Origin of the sequence: Nonomuraea sp. NPDC050733 (assembly GCF_040654215.1) — a bacterium.
Taxonomy (GTDB): domain Bacteria; phylum Actinomycetota; class Actinomycetes; order Streptosporangiales; family Streptosporangiaceae; genus Nonomuraea.
Genome location: NZ_JBFAHO010000005.1, coordinates 307971 through 326463 on the forward strand (window position 1 = coordinate 307971; position 18493 = coordinate 326463).

Genomic DNA, 18493 nt, shown 5'->3' on the forward strand with positions numbered 1-18493 from the left:
GGATGCTCCGCCCGTGCCCGGCCTCACCCAGGAGGGCGACCCGGCGGCGGCGCGGCGCTCGCTCGCCGCCTGCGGGAGGCCGGGCGGGTTCGGCACCGCCTACGCCTACCGCGACCGGCCGTCCGAGCGCGCCCTGGCCGAGGCGGTGCAGGCCGCGCTCGCCCAGGTCGGCATCAAGCTCACCCTCAAGCCGTACCCGCCCGCCGACTTCCTCCGGGAGTACGGCAGCAGCCCCGCGTACCTGAAGAAGGAGGGCATCGGCCTGGTGGCACGGAGCTGGTCGGCCGACTGGCCCGACTCCGGGTCGTTCCTGTCGGAGCTGGCCGACGGCAAGGCGATCCGCGCCGAGTTCTCCGTCAACCTGGGCATCGCCGTGCCCGAGATCGACGCGCTGGTGGCCGCGGGCCGGAAGGAGACCGACCCGGTCAGGCGCCAGGACCTCTGGGACTCCGTCGAGGCGAAGGTCGTGGACCAGAGCCTGCTCGTGCCGATCGCCTGGCAGCGCACGCTGCTGCTGCGCGGGAAGCGGCTGGCGGGCGCGCACGTCGGCCCGGCGTTCGGCGGCTACGACCTCGTGACCCTCGGTCTGGCCTGACCTGACCGCGCCCCACCGCCACCCACCGGGCCGGGGAGCGGGGGGCGTCGTGTCAGGAGGTGGTGGCCAGGGCCAGCGGCAGGACGGCCGGGGCGCCCGCGTGGCGCACGAGGGCCGCGCCGAGCGTCATCGTCCAGCCGGTGTCGACCCGGTCGTCAACGAGCAGCACCGGGCCGCCGCACTGGGCCACCGCCGCGCCCACCTCACGGGGCATGGCCAGCGTCGCCCGGATCGCGCGTACGCGCTGGGCGCTGTTGAACTGGCGGCCGGGCGAGCCCGAGCGGTAGCCCAGCTCGCCGAGGTAGGCCAGCCGGCCCACCTGGGCGAGCCGCTCGGCGAACCCCCGCACCAGCAGCGGCCTGCCGGCGGACGGCACGCTGACCACCGCCACCGGCCGCTCCCGCCAGTCCCACGCGGCCAGCACCTGCGTCACGGCCCGGAACATGTCGTCGGGCAGCGGCCCGTCGGGGCCGTTGAACAGCTCGCGCAGGCGGTTGCCCCAGCCGATGTCGGTGAGCCGCCCGAGCGCCCGGCCCGGCTCGGCGCCGAGGTCGGGCTTGATGCGACCGGACAGGTCGTCGAGGCCGGTCGGCCACTGCCGGCGCGCCTCCACCGTGACGCCCGGCCTGGCCAGCCGCTCGCGGGCGGTCTCGACGGCCGGCGCGGCGATCTCGGCCGAGCGGTGCCGGCCGGTGCAGTTGTCGCAGCGGCCGCAGGGGGCGGCGGTGTCGTCGTCGAGGAGGCGGCGCAGGTACTGCTCACGGCACTCGGTCGTCGTGAGGTAGCCGAGCATGGCCTCCTGCTCGGCCCGGCGCTCGGCGGCGATGCGGGAGTAGCGCTCCGCGTCGTACCCCCACGGCTCGCCGGTCGCCTCCCAGCCGCCCTTGACCCGGCGGACGGCGCCGTCGACGTCGAGGACCTTGAGCATCATCTCCAGCCGGCTGCGGCCGAGGTCGACGATGGTCTCCAGGGCGGGCGTGGACAGCGTGCCGCGCTCCTCCAGCGCGGCCAGCGTGGCCCGCACGACCGGCTCGGGCGGGAAGGCGAGCGAGGTGAAGTAGGCCCAGATGTCGCGGTCCTCGGAGCCGGGCAGCAGGATCACCTCGGCCCGCTCGACGCCGCGGCCGGCGCGGCCGACCTGCTGGTAGTAGGCGACGGGCGACTGCGGGGCGCCGACGTGCACGACGAAGCCGAGGTCGGGCTTGTCGAAGCCCATGCCGAGGGCGCTGGTGGCGACCAGGGCCTTGATCTTGTTGCCGAGCAGGGCCTCCTCGGCCTCCAGCCGCTCGGCCGGGTCGGTCTGGCCGGAGTAGGCGGCCACCTCGTGGCCCTGCTCGCGCAGGTAGTCGGCGATCTCGTGGGCGGCGGCGACGGTGAGGGTGTAGACGATGCCGGAGCCGGGCAGCTCGCGCAGCGTCTGCGCCAGCCAGGCGAGCCGCTGCTCGGCCGTGGGCAGGCGCACGACGCCCAGGTGGAGGCTCTCGCGCTCCAGCGGCCCGCGCAGCACCAGCGTGTCCTCGCCGAGCTGCTCGGCGACGTCGCGGGTGACGCGGGCGTTGGCCGTGGCGGTGGTGGCGAGGATGGGCACGCCCGGCGGTAGCTCCTCGAACAGCGTGGCGAGGCGGCGGTAGTCGGGCCGGAAGTCGTGTCCCCAGTCGGAGATGCAGTGGGCCTCGTCCACGACGACGAGCCCGGCGCTCTCGGCCAGCTCGGGCAGCACGTTGTCGCGGAAGTCGGGGTTGTTGAGCCGCTCGGGGCTGACCAGCAGCACGTCGACCATGCCGTCGGCGACCTGGCCGTAGATCTCCTCCCACGCCTCGGGGTTGGCGGAGTTGATGGTGGCGGCCCTGATGCCGGCCCGCTCGGCGGCGGCGATCTGGTTGCGCATGAGAGCGAGCAGGGGCGAGACGATGACGGTCGGGCCCTCGCCCAGCTCGCGCAGCAGGGCCGTCGCGACGAAGTAGACGGCCGACTTGCCCCAGCCGGTGCGCTGGACCACGAGGACCCGCCGCCGGTCGACGACGAGCGCCTCGATGGCGGCCCACTGGTCGTCGCGGAGCCTGGCGTGCTCGCCTGCGAGCGCGCGCAGCCGCCCCTCCGCCTCTTCGCGCAGCATCGCCGCGTCGGGGGCTTCAGTCATGTGCTCCTTGTTACCAGGTTTCCCCGACGTTTTCGTTCCCGGCCTCGGCCACGGTCACTTGTCGGCGTGCTCCGGGAAGGCGTTGACGGTGACCCGGTGCATCCGCCGGCGCTCCGTGTAGTCGGCCACCGCGTAGTGCTGCGTCGGCCGGTTGTCCCAGAACGCCAGCGTGCCGGGGCGCCAGCGCAGCCGCACCTGGTACTCGGGTGAGCGGATGTGGTCCACCAGGAGCGGCAGCAGGGCCTCGTTCTCGCGGTCGGTGAGGCCGACCAGGCGCGTGGTTGAGGAGCGGTTGACGAACAGCGCCTTGCGGCCGGTCTCGGCGTGGACGCGCACGACGGGCCGCTCGATCGGCGGCCACTTGGCCTGGACCTCCTCCAGGTCGAACGGGTGACCCTTGGAGATGGCCTTCTTCATCGACATCGTGATGTCGTGCACCGCCGTCAGCTCGTCGCACAGGCGCTGGAGCGAGGGCGAGAGCGTCTCGTAGGCCAGATAGGTGTTCGCCCACAGGGTGTCGCCTCCGACGCTGGGAAGCTGGACGCAGCGCAGGAGGGAGCCCATGGGCGGGGTCGGCTCGAAGGTGTTGTCGCTGTGCCACTCGTCGCCGCCCTCGCCCTTGGGGTCGGTCTGGTCGAGGACGTGGATGGGGCTGGCGCTGTCCTTCTTGAACGCGGGGTGGTTGAGCGTGCCGAAGTTCAGCGCGAACTGCAGGTGCTGCTCGTCGTCGATGGGCTGGTCGCGGAAGAACAGCACCAGGTGCCTGAGCCAGCCCTCGCGGAGGGTCGCGACCTCCTCCTGGGACAACGGCTTGCGCAGGTCCACGCCGGTCACCTCGGCGCCGATGTGCCTGGTGACGGGATGAAACTCGATCATGTACGCCTCCGGAGACGAGGAGTATCCCTTTCCGGAACGTAATGCCCAAGCAATTGCTTGGTCAAGCACGATCTCCGCCGGACGGCACTCGAACACGCATGCTAAAAGCCGTCAGGGTGTTGGTACGATGCCTGCCATCGGCAAGCTTCAGCCAATCGGCGCGGGGAGGCGCCTGTGCCATCATCTCCAGGGGCGCACCACGCCCTTGCCCCCACCGCACGCACCGCACGCACCGCCGCACGGACCCCTGGCCGTCATCGCACCGCGACCAGGGCGGCCCGCGCCGGCGCCGCACCCGCCGATCCGGCCCTTCTCCATCGAGCCGACGGCTACGGTTACAGCACAAGGACAGAAGGAGGATGCGCTTCCCCCTCGGCGCGACGGCCGAGGTAGCCGCGCAGCACAAGATGGCCCGACGCACGACTGCACCCCCGCCTGAGGACTTCGAGGAGCGGATCGTCGACATCGACGTGTCCTCGGAGATGCGCACCAGCTTCCTCGAGTACGCCTACTCGGTCATCTACCAGCGGGCGCTGCCCGACGCCCGCGACGGCCTCAAGCCGGTGCAGCGGCGCATCCTCTACTCGATGAGCGAGATGGGCCTGCGCCCCGACCGCGGGCACGTCAAGTCCTCGCGCGTCGTCGGCGACGTCATGGGCAAGCTCCACCCGCACGGCGACACCGCGATCTACGACGCGGTCGTCCGGCTGGCGCAGCCGTTCTCCATGCGCCTGCCCCTGGTGGACGGCCACGGCAACTTCGGCTCCCCCGACGACATGCCGGCCGCCATGCGATACACCGAGGCCCGCCTCGCGCCGGCCGCGATGCTCATGGTCGAGTCGCTCGACGAGGACACGGTCGACTTCAAGCCCAACTACGACGGCCAGGAGACCGAGCCCACGGTCATGCCGTCGGCGTTCCCCAACCTGCTGGTCAACGGCACCACCGGCATCGCCGTCGGCATGGCGACCAACATGGCGCCGCACAACCTCGTCGAGGTCGTGGCCGCCGCCCGCCACCTGATCAAGAAGCCGGACGCGACGCTCGACGACCTCATGCGCTTCGTGCCGGGTCCCGACCTGCCGACGGGCGGCATGATCATCGGCCTGCAGGGCATCCGCGACGCCTACGAGAGCGGCCGCGGCACCTTCCGCATGCGCGCCAAGTGCGTGGTCGAGCAGATCACCCCGCGCCGCAAGGGCATCGTCGTCACCGAGCTGCCGTACAACGTCGGCCCCGAGCGCGTCGTCGCCAAGATCAAGGAGCTGGTCAACGCCAAGAAGCTCCAGGGCATCGCCGACCTCAAGGACCTCACCGACCGGCACAAGGGCCTGCGCCTGGTCATCGAGGTCAAGAACGGCTTCATCCCCGAGGCGGTGCTGGAGGAGCTCTACCGGCTCACGCCGATGGAGGAGACGTTCGGCATCAACAACGTCGCCCTCGTCGACGGCGAGCCGCGCACCCTCGGCCTGCGCCAGTTGCTGAGCGTCTACGTCGACCACCGCCTGGAGGTCGTGCGCCGCCGCTCCGAGTTCCGCCGCCGCAAGCGCGAGGAGCGCCTGCACCTGGTCGACGGCCTGATCGTCGCGCTGCTCAACATCGACGAGGTCATCCAGGTCATCCGCTCCTCCGACGACTCCGCGCAGGCGCGCAGCCGCCTCATGGAGGTCTTCGACCTGACCGACATCCAGGCCGCGTACATCCTGGACACGCCGCTGCGCCGCCTGACCCGCTACGACAAGCTGGAGCTGGACCGCGAGAAGGAGACGCTGACCGAGGAGATCGCCGAGCTGACCGGCATCCTGTCGTCGGAGACGCGGCTGCGCCAGGTGGTCTCGGCCGAGCTGGCCGACGTGGCCAAGAAGTACGGCACGCCGCGCCGCACCGTGCTGCTGGAGTCGTCCGGCACCCCGCGCACCGCCACGGTGGAGCTGCTGGTGGCCGACGAGCCGTGCCTGGCGCTGCTGTCGTCCACCGGCCTGCTGGCCCGCACCTCCGACGCCTCGCCGCTGGCGGAGGAGGGCGAGCGGGCCTCCCACGACGTCCTGGTGTCGGCCGTGCGCACGTCCGCCCGGGGCGAGATCGGGCTCGTGACGTCGCTGGGCCGGCTCATCCGGGTCCAGGTCGTCGATCTGCCCATCCTGCCGCCCACGGCCTCTCCGCCGTCGCTGTCCGGCGGCCATCCGGTCTCCGAGTTCGTGACGCTCGGCCCCGACGAGACGGTGGTCGGCCTCGGCGCGCTCGACCCCGACGGCCCGGGCCTGGCGCTCGGCACCGCGCAGGGCGTCGTCAAGCGGGTGGTGCCCGACTATCCGGCCAACCGCGACGACTTCGAGGTGATCACCCTGAAGGAGGGCGACACCGTGGTGGGCGCGGCCGAGCTGGAGTCGGAGGACCACGACCTCGTGTTCATCACCTCCGACGCGCAGCTCCTGCGCTTCCAGGCGTCGCTGGTGCGCCCGCAGGGACGGCCCGCGGGCGGCATGGCCGGCATCCGGCTCGACGGGGCGGCCCGGGTGATCTGGTTCGGCGTGGTGGACGCGGAGCGGCCCTCCCAGGTCGTGACCGTCGCCGGGTCGTCCACCGCCCTGCCCGGCACCCAGGTGGGCGGCGGCAAGGTGTCCGACTACGCCGAGTTCCCCGCCAAGGGGCGGGCCACGGGCGGCGTGCGGGCGCAGCGGTTCCTGAAGGGCGAGGACGTGCTGCTGCTGGCCTGGGCCGGTCCCGCGCCCGCCAAGGCGGTGTCGTCGTCGGGCAAGCCCGTGCCGCTGCCCGAGGAGGTCGGCCGCCGCGACGGCTCGGGCGTCCGCCTCACGCACACGATCGGCGCGGTCGGCGGCGCCCTGGGCGCGACCGGCCCGGTGACGGCGGCCTCGGCCGCGGCGGTGGCTCCCGACGGCTCGGTCCCCCTGGAAGGCTCCGTGGCCCTGGACGCCTCGGTGGTGGCCGACGGGCCTCCCGCGCCGAACGGCTCCTCCCCTCGGGAGGATTAGCACCCCTGGGAAAGGGGCGAGGGGCCGGGGTCCCCCGGGGGACCCGCCCCGCCCGCCCCCGCAGCCCCCCGGGGGGGGGCCCCCGGCGATTTGGGGGGGGGCCGGACGGACCGCGGAGCAGGGGACCGGCGGCGTGGCCGGCCGGTCGTCAGTCGCGGCAGAGGCAGAACGGGTGCCCGGCCGGGTCGAGGAAGACCCGGAAGCTGTCGTCCTCGCTCGGCTGGTGGTCGTGCTTGGTGGCGCCCAGCTCGATGACCGCCTTCTCCGCCTGGTCCATGTCCTCCACGGTCACGTCGAGGTGGAGCTGCTGGGGACGCTCGGAGCGGGGCCAGATCGGCGGCCGGTAGTCCTCGACCCGCTGGAACGCCAGCCGCTTCGGCGAGCCGCCGTCGGTGACGACCACCCAGTCGTCGTCCTGAGCGTCCACGGACCATCCCAGGAGTCCCGCGTAGAAGTCGGCCACCATGCGCGGGTTGGCGCAGTCGAAGACGATCGAGCGGAATTGCGCGATGCCCTTCACCACACACCTCCAAGTCGGTTGCGACGCCCTTGCTACCCGGACACCGCCCCCGCACACCCTTCTTCGGGCCGTCCTCAGGTGGCGCTGGCCGCGACGGACGGCAGGGCGAGGATCAGCTCGCGGGGCTCGCCGCCCTCCCAGCCGCGCACCAGCCGGGTGCCCTCAGGCCCCGGGTCGAACCCCTCGCGCCCGGACGCGCCGAAGCACCTGGCCTCCGCCAGCCGCTCGATCAGCGGATCGTCGTCCGCGAGCCCGGCCGCGTAGGCGGCGGCGTCGAGGAGCGCCAGCGCTGACCGCGCGTTGCGGCCGGCGTCGTTGGACTCCACCCGGTCGAGGCAGCGCCGCGCCTGGGCGCGGAAGTACGCGGCGAGGGATTCGGACCTACTCACGGCAACCTTCTTCGGCAACTCACACTGAGGGCTACGACATCATCACCCATGGTGACAGCCGATGGGGGGACGTTGGCCAACTCCCGCCTGTCGGGACCCCGCGAAAGCGTGTCAGAACGGCATGAGGCACTATCTCAGCATGAGTGCGTTCGACGACCTGCTTGACGGAAACGCGGAATACGCGAAGGACTTCGCCAACTCGGGCCTCACCGGCCGTGCGAAACGCGGACTCGCGGTGGTCACGTGCATGGACTCCCGCATCGACCCTCTGGGACTGCTGGGACTGCAGGCGGGTGACGCCAAGATCCTGCGCAACGCGGGCGCCCGCGTGACCGACGACGTCCTGCGCACTCTGGTCCTGGCCGTGTACCTGCTGGGCGTGGAGCGCGTGCTGGTGATGCCGCACACGGACTGCGGGATGTCCAAGGTGACGGACGGCGACGTGCACGACCTGACGCAGCTGCACGGGGTGGACACGCGCAGCCTGGAGTTCCACACCGTCCCGGACCAGGACTCGGCGCTGCGCCACGACCTCACGCGCATCCGGACGACGCCGTTCCTGCCGAAGGACATGCCGGTGGGCGGCGCCATCTACGACGTCCACACGGGAAAGCTGATGCCCGTCTCCCTGTGACCGGCCTGCGCCGGGGGACCACGCGGCGGTGAACGGTCATGATGGTCGTCATGGTGAGAGTGGGAGCCGCGCGCGCCGCCGCGGCGCGCTGGGTGGCCGAGCACGCGCGTCCCGATCCCCGCTACCGGGGGGCGTACGCCGCCGGGTCCACGGTCGGCCTGCCGGACGACGCCGAGCTGCCGCCGTCCTCGGACCTGGACCTCTTCGTGGTCATGGCCCAGGACCCGCCGCCGGCCAAGCCCGGCAAGCTGCGTTACCGGGGCGTCCTGCTGGAGGTGAGCCACCTCCCCTGGGCGGCGCTGCGGTCCGCCGACGAGGTCCTGGGCTCGTACCACCTGGCAGGGGCGTTCCGCACGGACAGCGTCATCGACGACCCCACCGGCCGCCTGCGCGCCCTTCAGGCGCACGTCGCGTCACGCTTCGCCGCCCGCCCGTGGGTGCGCCGCAGATGCGAGGACGCCGTACGGAGGATCGAGGCCCGCGCCACGTCGCTGACCTCCCCGGCGCCCGGCACTCCGCGGCCCTTCCACGAGCAGGTGATGACGTGGCTGTTCGCCGCCGGGGTCACGGCCCATGTGCCGCTCGTCGCCGCGCTGCGCAACCCGACCGTACGGCTGCGCTATCCGGCGGTGCGCGAGGTGCTCACCTCCTACCGCCTGTCCGGCCTCTACCTGGAGATGCTCGACCTCCTCGGCTGCTCGCACCTCCGGGCCGAACGGGTCCGGGGTCGCCTGCGCGAGCTGGCCACGACGTTCGACCTCGCGGCAGGCGTCGCGAGAACTCCGTTCCCCTTCAGCAGTGACATCACCTCGGCGGCCCGGCCGATCGCGATCGACGGCAGCCGGGACCTGGTCGAGCGCGGCGACCACCGCGAGGCCGTTTTCTGGATCATCGCGACGTTCGCCCGCTGCCACGCGATCCTGGCGGCGGACGCGCCCTCGCTCCACCGGTCGCGCCTGCCGTCGTTCGAGGCCGCGCTTGCGGACCTGGGCATCACCTCTGCCGATGACCTCCGCCGGCGCGCCGCCGAGGTCACCGGGTTCCTCCTCCGCCTCGCGCAGGCCACCGAGCACATCCTGGGCACGAACCCGGCCATCACGCCTTAGGTTCCGTCGAGGTGACCCCGGCGCGCGCGGCGGCCAGCGCGCCCGCAGCGGCGCGGTCCGCGGCGGCGTCGTCCAGGGGTTCCCCGGTGTTGAGCAGCGCGTAGTACAGGGGCGCGGAGACGGCGGCGATCACCCGGCGCGGGTCGGTTCCGGTGGGCAGTTCGCCTCGTTCGACGGCGTCGGTGACGCAGCCGGCCCACTCGTCGATGCGTACGGCGTAGAAGCGGTGCAGCGCCCGCGCGGCCTGCTCGTCGCACAGTGAGGCGGCGATCAGCGCCTTGAACAGGCGGCCCTGGCGGGGGTCGGTGAGGGTCCTGACGACCAGGCGGGCGTTGTCGCGCAGGTCCTCGTCGACGCTGCCCGTGCGCGCGCGGGGCAGGGACTGCTCGGCCATGTCGTCGAGCAGGTCGGCGGCGAGCGCACCGGGCGTGCCCCAACGGCGGTAGACGGTGGTCTTCCCGACCCCGGCGACCCGGGCGATCTCGGCGAGATCGAGGGCGTCGAAACCCTTCTCGGCCAGGGTGTCCCCGGCGGCCTGAAGGACGGCCTCGCGGACGCGGGCGGTGCGTCCTCCCGGACGGACGGCACCCGGCTGGGGAGCGGCGGCCATGACGGACTCCTTCTCTTCTCGCGAGCACCCTTATCGGGACTGTGGTTCCCTTACGGCAGCAGAGGTGCTACCGTACTCGCATCTTAACGGAACTACAGAACCGTTTGCACTGGTGTGCTCGAAAGGACGTCATCGTCATGTCCACCACGAAGCCCCTGCCCAGGGCCACGGCTCCGGCCTCCGCCCACGAGCCGCCTCCCCGGCGGCTGACCGTCCGGTTGAAGGTCGTCCTCGCGGTCCTGCTGGTCGCCCAGTTCATGCTGGCCGTCGACTTCTCGATCCTGAACGTGGCACTGCCCGCCATCGGTGACGACCTCGGCTTCTCCCTCGCGAACCTGCAGTGGATCGCCACCGCCTTCGCCCTGAGCGCCGCCGGTTTCACCCTCCTGTTCGGCCGCATCGGCGATCTGGTCGGCCGGAAGCGCATCTTCCTCGGCAGCCTCGCGCTCCTCGGCCTGGCCTCCCTGGTCGGCGGGCTCGCCCCGAACCCCGAGGTGCTCATCGTCGCCCGGGTCGCCCAGGGGCTCGCGACCGCCGCCGCGACCCCGGCCGGGCTCGCCCTGCTCACCACGTCCTTCCCCGAGGGGCCCCTGCGCCAGAAGGCCCTCGGCCTCAACGGCGCGCTCATGTCCGCCGGGTTCACCGCCGGCGCCGTCCTCGGCGGCGTCCTGACCGACCTGCTCTCGTGGCGCTGGGCCTTCTTCATCAACGTCCCCGTCGCGCTCGCCGTGCTCGCCGTCGCCCCCACCGTCATCGCCGAGTCCCGGCCCGCCGCGCGCCCCAAGGCCGACCTTCCCGGCGCGCTGACCGTGACCCTCGCGCTGCTCGGCATCGTCTACGGCCTGACGCAGGCCGGCGAGCACGGCTGGACCCACCCCGTGGCCCTGGCGGGTCTGCTGGGCGGCGCGGTCCTGCTGGTCGCCTTCCTCCTCGTCGAGCGCAGGGCCGCCCAGCCGCTGGTCCCGCTGCACGTGCTGAGGAAGCCCACCGTGGCCTGGGGCAACGTGCTCGGGCTGCTCGCCTTCGTCACCGAGACGTCCCTGGTGTACCTGCTCACGCTGTACATGCAGAAGACCCTCGGCTTCTCGGCCCTCGCCGCCGGGCTCTCCTTCGGTGTCCTGGGGCTCGGGACCGTGGCGGGCGGCCTGCTCGCGCCGAAGGCGATCGCCCGCACCTCCACCGTGGCCGTCCTGGTCGGGGGCGGGCTGCTGCAGGCGGTCTTCACCGCCGTCCTGCTCCTCCTCGGCGACACGCCGGACTCGATGGGGCTGCTGCTGCCCGCCACCTTCCTGGGCGGCGTGGGCAACATGCTGGTCATCGTCGGCTTCATGGTCACCGCCACCACCGGCCTGCCCGACCACGAGCAGGGTCTGGCGACCGGGCTGGCGTCGATGTCGCAGCAGGTCGGCATCACCATGGGGACCCCGATCATGTCCGCGATCGTCACAGCGGCGACCGCGGGCGCCATGTCCGCCGGGGCGATCCTGCACGGCGTCACCGTCGCCGTCGCCGCGAACGCCGCCCTGGTCCTCCTCGGCGTCCTCATCGCTGCCCTCCTGAAGCGGAAGATGTCATGAATCTCGTCGCAGCCCTCTCGGCTCTGGTGCTCGCACTCGGCTCGTCCACGGCCGTTCCCGGCCCTGCCCACGCCGCCGCCGACCAGCGGGCGGACTGGCGGGCCGCGTGGACGGCCGCGCCGCAGCGGCCCAGCGCCGGTTTCGAGCCCAACTGGTCGGAGGAGGGCTTCAGCGGCCAGAGCGTGCGCCAGGTGGTCAGGCCCACCGCGGGCGGCTCATGGCTGCGGATCCGGCTGTCGAACGACTACGGGCCGTCCCCCGTACCTCTGACGGGCGCCACCGTGGCCCTCGCCGGTCGGGGCGCCTCGGTGCGGCCGGATTCCGTACGGCACCTCACCTTCGCGCACGCCGGCTCGGCCAGTCTCCCTGCCCGTGGGCAGCTCGTGAGCGACCCCGTACGGCTCGACGTCCGCCCGTTCCAGTCGGTGGCCGTCACCCTGTACTTCGCCGGGACCACCGGACCGGCGACGTTCCACTCGCAGGCGTACGCCGGCAGCCTCCGGGCGCGGGGCGACCACCGCGCCGACACCGCGGCGAGCGCCTTCACGCAGCTGACCCACTCCTGGTACTACCTGTCCGGCCTCGACGTCGCGGGCGGCCCGAAGACGGGCGACGCCGTGGTGGCCTTCGGTGACTCCATCACGGACGGGTTCGGCTCGACCGCCGACGCCAACGGCCGCTACCCCGACGAGCTGGCCGAGCGGCTCGCCGCCCTGGGCCGGGCCCGGCCCGTCCTGAACGCCGGCATCGGCGGCAACCTGGTTCTCAACGACTCGGCCTGGTACGGCGACCGCTCAGCGGCCCGCTTCCGCCGCGACGTGCTCGACCAGCCGGGCGCCGGCACGGTCGTCGTGCTGGCGGGCGTCAACGACATCGGCTTCAGCGAGTCGGACACGCCGACGTACAAGCCGGCGCCCGTGGTCTCCGCCGACGAGCTGATCGCCGGGTACCGCCGGCTCATCCGGCAGGCGCACGCGAAGGGCGTCAAGGTGGTCGGGGCGACGCTGCTGCCGTTCAAGAACTCCGACCACTGGGGTGAGCACGCGGCCGCCGTCAGCGACGCCGTCAACCAGTGGATCCGCACCTCCGGCGAGTACGACGCGGTCGTGGACCTCGATCGGGGCATGGCCTCCCCCGGCGATCCCGACGTCCTCGACCCCGCCTACGACAGCGGCGACCACCTGCACCCCGACGACGACGGCTACACCGCCATGGCCCGCCTCATCGCCGACCAGCTCTGAGGCATCCACCGCAAGGCCCGCACCCGCGCACGGGGAGCGGGCCTTGCGGCGTCACCGGGTCTCACCCGGCCGACCGGCCCCGTACGCACGGAAAGCCGCGGGTCCGCCCTGCTGGGGACCGCAGGCGGTCTCGTGCGGCCGTCCGCTCCCGACCGTCGCGATGGGGTCGCCGAGGAGATGCCGCAGCGCGCTCTTCAGCGCCCGGACGCCGTCCGCGACCTGACCCCCAGCCAGTCCGACAAGAGGACAGCCCCACCATGAACACAGATCTCAACGGCCGCGTGGTCCTGGTCACCGGCGCGTCGACCGGGATCGGAGCCGCCATCGCCCGCGCCTACGGGCGAGAAGGCGCCCGGGTGGCGATCACCTGTCGCAACAACCCGGACAGCGCCGGCAAGGTGGCCGCGGACGCCGAGGCCTCCGGCGGGCAGGCGTACGTCGTCCGGCTCGACCTCGAAGACCTTCCGACCATCGACCGGGCCGTCGCGGCCGTCGCGGAGCGCTGGGGCGGCATCGACGTCCTCGTGGCCAACGCCGTGCGCTGGGGCGGCGACGGCCCGCCCGATCCCGGCATCCGCTTCGAGGACGTACCTCTGCGCGAGTGGGAGGCGATGATCAACGCCAACCTCGTCGGAACGGCGGCCTCGGTCCGCGCGGTGGCCCGGACGGCTCCGGCCGTCCTCGTGGACGACTGAGAGCAGTCAGGCCGTCCTCATGGACGGCCGGGAGCGGTCAGGCGTCGATGTGGTCGCGGTCCACCTCCGCCGCGCTGCTGACGATGAACTCGCGGCGCGGCGCCACGTCACTGCCCATGAGAAGGCTGAAGATGCCCTCGGCCCCCTCCGCGTCCTCGATGCGGACGCGGCGCAGGATGCGGTGGCGTGGGTCCATGGTGGTCTCGGCCAGCTGGTCGGCGTCCATCTCGCCGAGGCCCTTGTAGCGCTGCACCGGGTCCTTCCAGCGCTTGCCGCGCCGCTCCAGGTCGCGCAGCACCTTGTGCAGCTCGGCGTCGGAGTAGCAGTAGATGTACTTCTCCTTGCCCTTGCCGGGGTTGGTGAGCTCGATCCGGTGCAGGGGCGGGACGGCGGCGAACACGCGGCCGGCTTCGACCATGGGCCGCATGTAGCGGTGGAACAGCGTTAACAACAGGCACCGGATGTGGGCGCCGTCGACGTCGGCGTCGGCCATGAGGATGACCTTGCCGTAGCGGGCCGCCTCGATGTCGAAGGAGCGGCCGGAGCCGGCGCCGACGACCTGGATGATGGCGGCGCACTCGGCGTTCTTGAGCATGTCGCTCATCGACGCCTTCTGGACGTTGAGGATCTTGCCACGGATCGGCAGCAGCGCCTGGAACTCCGAGTCGCGGGCCAGCTTGGCCGTGCCCAGCGCCGAGTCCCCCTCGACGATGAACAGCTCGCTGCGGTCGACGTCGTCGCTGCGGCAGTCCACGAGCTTGGCGGGCAGCGCGGAGTTCTCCAGGGCGCTCTTGCGGCGCTGGTTGTCGCGGTGCTCGCGGGCGGCGATGCGCGCCTTGGCGGCGGCGACGATCTTCTCCAGCGCGGCCCGCAGCGGCTGCTTGAAGCCGCGCGGCGGGTTGGCGAACAGCTCCTTCAGCTCGCGCGAGACCACATGGGAGACGATGCGGGTGGCGGCGGAGGTGCCGAGGACCTCCTTGGTCTGGCCCTCGAACTGCGGCTCCGGCACACGGACGGTGACGACCGCGGTGAGGCCCTCGAGGATGTCCTCCTTGGTGACCGGGTCGTCGCCGTTCTTCAGCAGGCGGGTCTCGCGCAGCTGCTCGTTGATCGTGCGCACCAGGCCGCGCTCGAAGCCGGTGATGTGGGTGCCGCCCTTGGGGGTGGCGATCACGTTGACGAACGAGCGGACGGTCGACTCGTAGCCGCGGCCCCAGCGCACGGCCACGTCGACGGTCAGCTCCCGCTCCACCTCGGTGGGCGTCATGTGGCCCTGGTCGTCGAGGACCGGCACCGTCTCGTGGAAGTGGCCGACGCCCTGCAGGCGCAGCACGTCGCACACGGCCTCGTCGCGGGCCAGGAACTCGGTGAACTCGGAGATGCCGCCGTCGAAGCGGAACTCCTCCTCCACCCGCTCCTCGTGACGGCTGTCGATGACCACGAGCGTGAGGCCGGGCACCAGGAAGGCGGTCTGGCGGAGCCGGACGTGGATCTCGTCGAGCGACACCTCGGCGTCGGGCAGGAAGATCTGCTTGTCGGCCCAGAAGCGGACGCGGGTGCCGGTGACGGCGCGGGCCAGCTTGCCGCCGTCGCGCAGCCCGGACTTCTTGCGGAACTTGGCCGTCGGCCCGTCGCCGTCGAACACGCCCGGCACGCCCCGGCGGAAGCTGATCTCGTGGACGCGCCCGTCGCGGTCGACCTGGACGTCGAGGCGGGACGACAGCGCGTTGACCACGGAGGCGCCGACGCCGTGCAGGCCGCCGGAGGCGGCGTAGGAGCCGCCGCCGAACTTGCCGCCCGCGTGGAGCTTGGTGTAGACGAGCTCCACGCCGGCCAGGCCGCTCTTGGGCTCGATGTCGACGGGGATGCCGCGGCCGTCGTCGCGCACCTCGATGGAGCCGTCGGCGTGCAGCTCGACCTCGATGCGGGTGCAGTGACCCCCCAGCGCCTCGTCGACGCCGTTGTCCACGATCTCCCAGAGGCAATGCATGAGCCCGCGGCTGTCGGTGGACCCGATGTACATGCCCGGACGCTTGCGGACCGCTTCCAGCCCCTCAAGCACCGAGAGGTGACGAGCCGTGTAACCGGCCTCCACTAGGGTCACTCCAGCTCCTCCGGGTTGGTCATCGAACACCTGTGCGCAGCCTACCGTCCTTCTCCTGCGTAGGCGTACTTGCGCACGTGCGCGCGTCCAAGCTTGCCATGCGGTCACGTTTGCCGTTACCAACGGCCTGATCGTCATTACTTTCGGACACATTCCGCTCTGGGCGTAGCGAGGCGGCGGTTGGGAACGTCCACGTCCGGTTAGATGTTGTTCCAAGTGACTGACGCCAGATCCTCGCTTCGGCGGGGGTGACCCGAAAGGCGATACGTGACTGGAGCTCTCGCCCCCGTTAAGCCGCTGACGGCCCTCGACCGCTGCGACCGTTGCGGTGCCCAGGCCTACATTCGCGCGACCCTGCCTGTGGGTGGGGAGCTGCTGTTCTGCGCCCACCACGGGCGTCAGCACATTGCGGCGCTGCGCGAAAAGGGCGCCGACATCCTGGACGAGTCGGCACGGCTCAGCGAAACCCCTGCAATTGCCCACAACGACGAGCGCTGACCGGCGCCTCGTCGTGACGAGATAACCACATAACGCACAAGCGCGAAACGGCGACTCCGGCATGCCCGGGGCCGCCGTTTCGCGTTCCCCGGGGGGTGGGCGGTCGGGGCAAGCACAATCAGTACGGTTTGAGCACGGGCAGTCCGGGCGCACACCGTCAGTACGGGCGCACCGCCCGTACTGGCGCACCGCCAGCACGGACAAGCACCGTCAGTACGGGCACGCACGGCACAAGCGCTGACAGTACGGGCGCGCACCGGCAGTACGGGCAAGTGTGGGGAGGCGGGGCGTTCGGGTCAGCGGACGCGGTAGTGGTAACCCTGTCGGAGAGTGAAGCCCTCGCTCGCGTAGAGGGCCTGGGCGGTCTCGTTGCGGCGGGTCACCACCAGGTACGCCGACCGCGACCCGCCACTCAGCAGCAGGGCACGGAGCACGCTGCGGCCCAGCCCGCGGCGGCGGGCCTCCGGCAGCGTGGCCATGCAGAAGATCCCGAGCGTGTCACCCTGCGGCACGGCGCGGCCCACGGCGAGCGGCACGCCGTCCTCCTCGACCGCCGCGTACCACGCCGGCACGCCCGCGCAGATCCGCTCAGCCGCCTCCCGGCCGTCGGCGTACCGGCCGTCCACGGCCCACCACGTGTCCACCCATGCCCGCCAGGGGTGCTCCTCGATCCGCACCCGGTGTGTGGGTTCGGGCGTGTCGCCGGAGCGCGCCATGACCACGGTCGGGTCCACCACCTCGTAGCCCCTGCGGTCCAGCTCGGCGTCGAGCTCGGGCACCGCGCCGGGCCCGACCGAGAAGGCGGTGCGCGTCCCTCGTGCCGTGTAGAACTCCTCGGCGGCTCCGATCGCGGCTCCCAGGTCGGCGGGCCGGCCGAGGGGTAGCACCGAGTTCGCCCGCTTCGTCACTCCGTCGGCGTAGCGAAGAATCCACCCGCCATACGGCTGCCGCTCGAACGCAGGCCAGGCTTCGTGGACAAGTCTGTCGAAATCCATCAGCGCAGGTTATCCACCCCACCACCCCGAACGACGCAGAGGCCCGGCGAGCCAGGACGCCCAGGAAACCCGGACGACACAGAAGGCGGGCCGTGCGAGAAGCCGGCCGGCCTGCGAGGACCACACAGTGTGAGACGGCCCGGCGGCGCAAGACGGCCGGACAGCGCGAGAAACCTGGACGGCCCGCGAGGACCACACGGTCGAACGTCGCATGGTTGGACGGCCCAGGAGGTCCGGACACTCGGGAGGCCCAGGAGGCCTGGGGAGGCTCGGATGGCTCGCAGCAGGCGAGAAGGCCCGGAAGACTCGGAAAGTGGGAAGGTCCCGGGAGGCCCGGGAGGCTCGAAAGCCGAGGCGGTCCGGAAGGGGGGAGGTCGGGAGGCCCGGGGGCTCGAAAGACGGTCACTCGGGAGGTGGACGAAGTCGCCGAAGGAGATGGCTCAGGTGCGGCGTGACGGCGGCTCGCCCCGTGCGGGTCAGCGGGCGTCTCCCTGGAGGTCCTCAGCCCCGTACGGCGGGTGGGCCATCCCGTGCCTGCCGTACAAGATGGACCTCAGATCCTCAGCCCCATACGGCGGGTGGGCCATCCCGTGCCTGCCGTACAAGACGAACCCCCAACAGGATGCAACGAGTCGCGGCGCCCGCGGAAGCGACCGCTGGCCTGGGCTTATAGGGTGTGGCATCGTGCTGATCCTGTTGCCGCCGTCCGAGAGCAAGGCGTCCGAGGGCAGTGGCCCGCCCGTCGGTGAGCTGTCCTTCCCCGCCCTCGACAAGCCGCGCAAGCGGGTGCTCACCGCGCTGCTGCGCGTCTCCAAGCGCCGTGACGCCCTCGACGTGCTGGGCCTGACCCCGGGCCTGGCGGGCGAGACGGCCAGGAACCTGGCGATCAGGACCGCCCCCACGCTGCCCGCCGCCGACCTCTACACCGGCGTCCTGTACGACAACCTGGGCCTGGCCACCCTCGACGACGAGGCGAGGAAGCGGGCCGAGGAGGCGGTGCTGATCTTCTCGGGCCTGTGGGGCGTGCTGCGGATCACCGACCGGGTGCCGCCCTACCGGCTGTCGATGGGCGTCAACCTGCCTCCCCTGGGCGGCCTGGCGGCCTTCTGGCGGCCCCTGGTGGCCCGCCAGCTCGATCCCCTCCCCGGAGGAGGACTGGTCGTGGACCTGCGCTCGGCCACGTACGCGGGCGCCTGGCAGCCGGGAAACCGGTCGGTGGCGGTACGCGTGTTCCGGAGCGGCAAGGTCGTCAGCCACATGGCCAAGGCCACCCGTGGGGAGATCGCCCGCGCCCTGCTCGTCTCGGGCGCCGACCCGGAGACGCCCGGCGAGCTGGCCGAGCTCCTCCGCTCCCTCGGGCACACCGTCGACCTGACGGAGCCGGCCCGTTCCACCCGCCCCTGGACGCTCGACGTGCATCTGCCGTGAAGCGCCCGAACCCCTGAAGGGCCCCGAACCCCTGCAGGGCCCGAACGCCGAGGAGCCCCGCACCGGAAACAGTGCGGGGCTCCTCACGGCTG

General features: G+C 72.2%; 16 protein-coding genes. 9 read left to right on the forward strand and 7 right to left on the reverse strand.

Annotated elements, in window-relative coordinates:
* The first annotated feature begins 13 nt into the window (after positions 1–13).
* Positions 14–595: an ABC transporter substrate-binding protein gene (locus AB0H64_RS13185; protein WP_357623444.1), complete on the forward strand. Its 582-nt coding sequence runs from the start codon at positions 14–16 to the stop codon at positions 593–595.
* 52 nt (positions 596–647) lie between these two features.
* Here AB0H64_RS13185 and AB0H64_RS13190 read toward each other — a convergent pair whose 3' ends face one another.
* A complete protein-coding gene (locus AB0H64_RS13190) occupies positions 648–2735 on the reverse strand; it encodes a RecQ family ATP-dependent DNA helicase (protein WP_357623446.1) in 2088 nt (695 codons plus the stop codon).
* Positions 2736–2789: 54 nt separating this feature from the next.
* Positions 2790–3611 carry a TauD/TfdA family dioxygenase gene (locus tag AB0H64_RS13195; protein WP_357623448.1) on the reverse strand — a complete coding sequence of 274 codons (822 nt, stop codon included), beginning with the start codon at positions 3609–3611 and terminating at the stop codon, positions 2790–2792.
* Between the two features lie 407 nt (positions 3612–4018).
* On the opposite strand from AB0H64_RS13195, the gene AB0H64_RS13200 reads away from it, so the two are divergent.
* A complete protein-coding gene (locus AB0H64_RS13200; RefSeq protein ID WP_357623565.1) occupies positions 4019–6604 on the forward strand; it encodes a DNA topoisomerase IV subunit A in 2586 nt (861 codons plus the stop codon).
* Between the two features lie 148 nt (positions 6605–6752).
* Here AB0H64_RS13200 and AB0H64_RS13205 read toward each other — a convergent pair whose 3' ends face one another.
* Positions 6753–7124, reverse strand: a complete 372-nt coding sequence (locus AB0H64_RS13205; protein ID WP_357623450.1) for a VOC family protein — start codon at positions 7122–7124, stop codon at positions 6753–6755.
* A gap of 74 nt (positions 7125–7198) precedes the next feature.
* Positions 7199–7513, reverse strand: a complete 315-nt coding sequence (locus tag AB0H64_RS13210; protein WP_357623451.1) for a hypothetical protein — start codon at positions 7511–7513, stop codon at positions 7199–7201.
* Positions 7514–7652: 139 nt separating this feature from the next.
* Here AB0H64_RS13210 and AB0H64_RS13215 point away from each other — a divergent pair, with 139 nt between their 5' ends.
* Together AB0H64_RS13215 and AB0H64_RS13220 are read left to right on the forward strand one after the other, a co-directional pair.
* Positions 7653–8147 carry a carbonic anhydrase gene (locus AB0H64_RS13215; RefSeq protein WP_357623453.1) on the forward strand — a complete coding sequence of 165 codons (495 nt, stop codon included), beginning with the start codon at positions 7653–7655 and terminating at the stop codon, positions 8145–8147.
* Positions 8148–8197: 50 nt separating this feature from the next.
* Positions 8198–9253 carry a hypothetical protein gene (locus AB0H64_RS13220; RefSeq protein WP_357623455.1) on the forward strand — a complete coding sequence of 352 codons (1056 nt, stop codon included), beginning with the start codon at positions 8198–8200 and terminating at the stop codon, positions 9251–9253.
* Here the strand turns inward: AB0H64_RS13220 and AB0H64_RS13225 are convergent.
* Complete coding sequence (locus AB0H64_RS13225; RefSeq protein WP_357623457.1) at positions 9243–9863, reverse strand: TetR/AcrR family transcriptional regulator; 621 nt, start codon at positions 9861–9863, stop codon at positions 9243–9245. The two genes, AB0H64_RS13220 and AB0H64_RS13225, sit on opposite strands and share 11 nt — an antisense overlap.
* 137 nt (positions 9864–10000) lie before the next feature.
* Here AB0H64_RS13225 and AB0H64_RS13230 point away from each other — a divergent pair, with 137 nt between their 5' ends.
* From AB0H64_RS13230 to AB0H64_RS13240, 3 genes are all read left to right on the forward strand, one after another.
* Positions 10001–11440, forward strand: coding sequence for an MFS transporter (locus AB0H64_RS13230; protein ID WP_357623458.1), 1440 nt, complete (start codon positions 10001–10003; stop codon positions 11438–11440).
* Complete coding sequence (locus AB0H64_RS13235; protein ID WP_357623460.1) at positions 11437–12681, forward strand: SGNH/GDSL hydrolase family protein; 1245 nt, start codon at positions 11437–11439, stop codon at positions 12679–12681. Before AB0H64_RS13230 ends, AB0H64_RS13235 begins: the two co-directional genes overlap by 4 nt.
* Positions 12682–12938: 257 nt before the next feature.
* Positions 12939–13376, forward strand: a complete 438-nt coding sequence (locus AB0H64_RS13240; RefSeq protein ID WP_357623462.1) for an SDR family NAD(P)-dependent oxidoreductase — start codon at positions 12939–12941, stop codon at positions 13374–13376.
* Positions 13377–13413: 37 nt separating this feature from the next.
* On the opposite strand, the gene AB0H64_RS13245 is transcribed toward AB0H64_RS13240, so the two are convergent.
* Positions 13414–15480: a DNA topoisomerase IV subunit B gene (locus AB0H64_RS13245; protein WP_357623464.1), complete on the reverse strand. Its 2067-nt coding sequence runs from the start codon at positions 15478–15480 to the stop codon at positions 13414–13416.
* Positions 15481–15747: 267 nt separating this feature from the next.
* Between AB0H64_RS13245 and AB0H64_RS13250 the strand changes: the two genes are divergently transcribed.
* Positions 15748–15978 carry a hypothetical protein gene (locus AB0H64_RS13250; RefSeq protein ID WP_357623466.1) on the forward strand — a complete coding sequence of 77 codons (231 nt, stop codon included), beginning with the start codon at positions 15748–15750 and terminating at the stop codon, positions 15976–15978.
* 296 nt (positions 15979–16274) lie between these two features.
* Here AB0H64_RS13250 and AB0H64_RS13255 read toward each other — a convergent pair whose 3' ends face one another.
* Positions 16275–16886: a GNAT family N-acetyltransferase gene (locus AB0H64_RS13255; RefSeq protein ID WP_357623468.1), complete on the reverse strand. Its 612-nt coding sequence runs from the start codon at positions 16884–16886 to the stop codon at positions 16275–16277.
* A 771-nt stretch (positions 16887–17657) separates the two neighbouring features.
* Between AB0H64_RS13255 and AB0H64_RS13260 the strand changes: the two genes are divergently transcribed.
* Complete coding sequence (locus AB0H64_RS13260) at positions 17658–18401, forward strand: peroxide stress protein YaaA (protein WP_357623470.1); 744 nt, start codon at positions 17658–17660, stop codon at positions 18399–18401.
* Positions 18402–18493 lie beyond the last annotated feature (92 nt).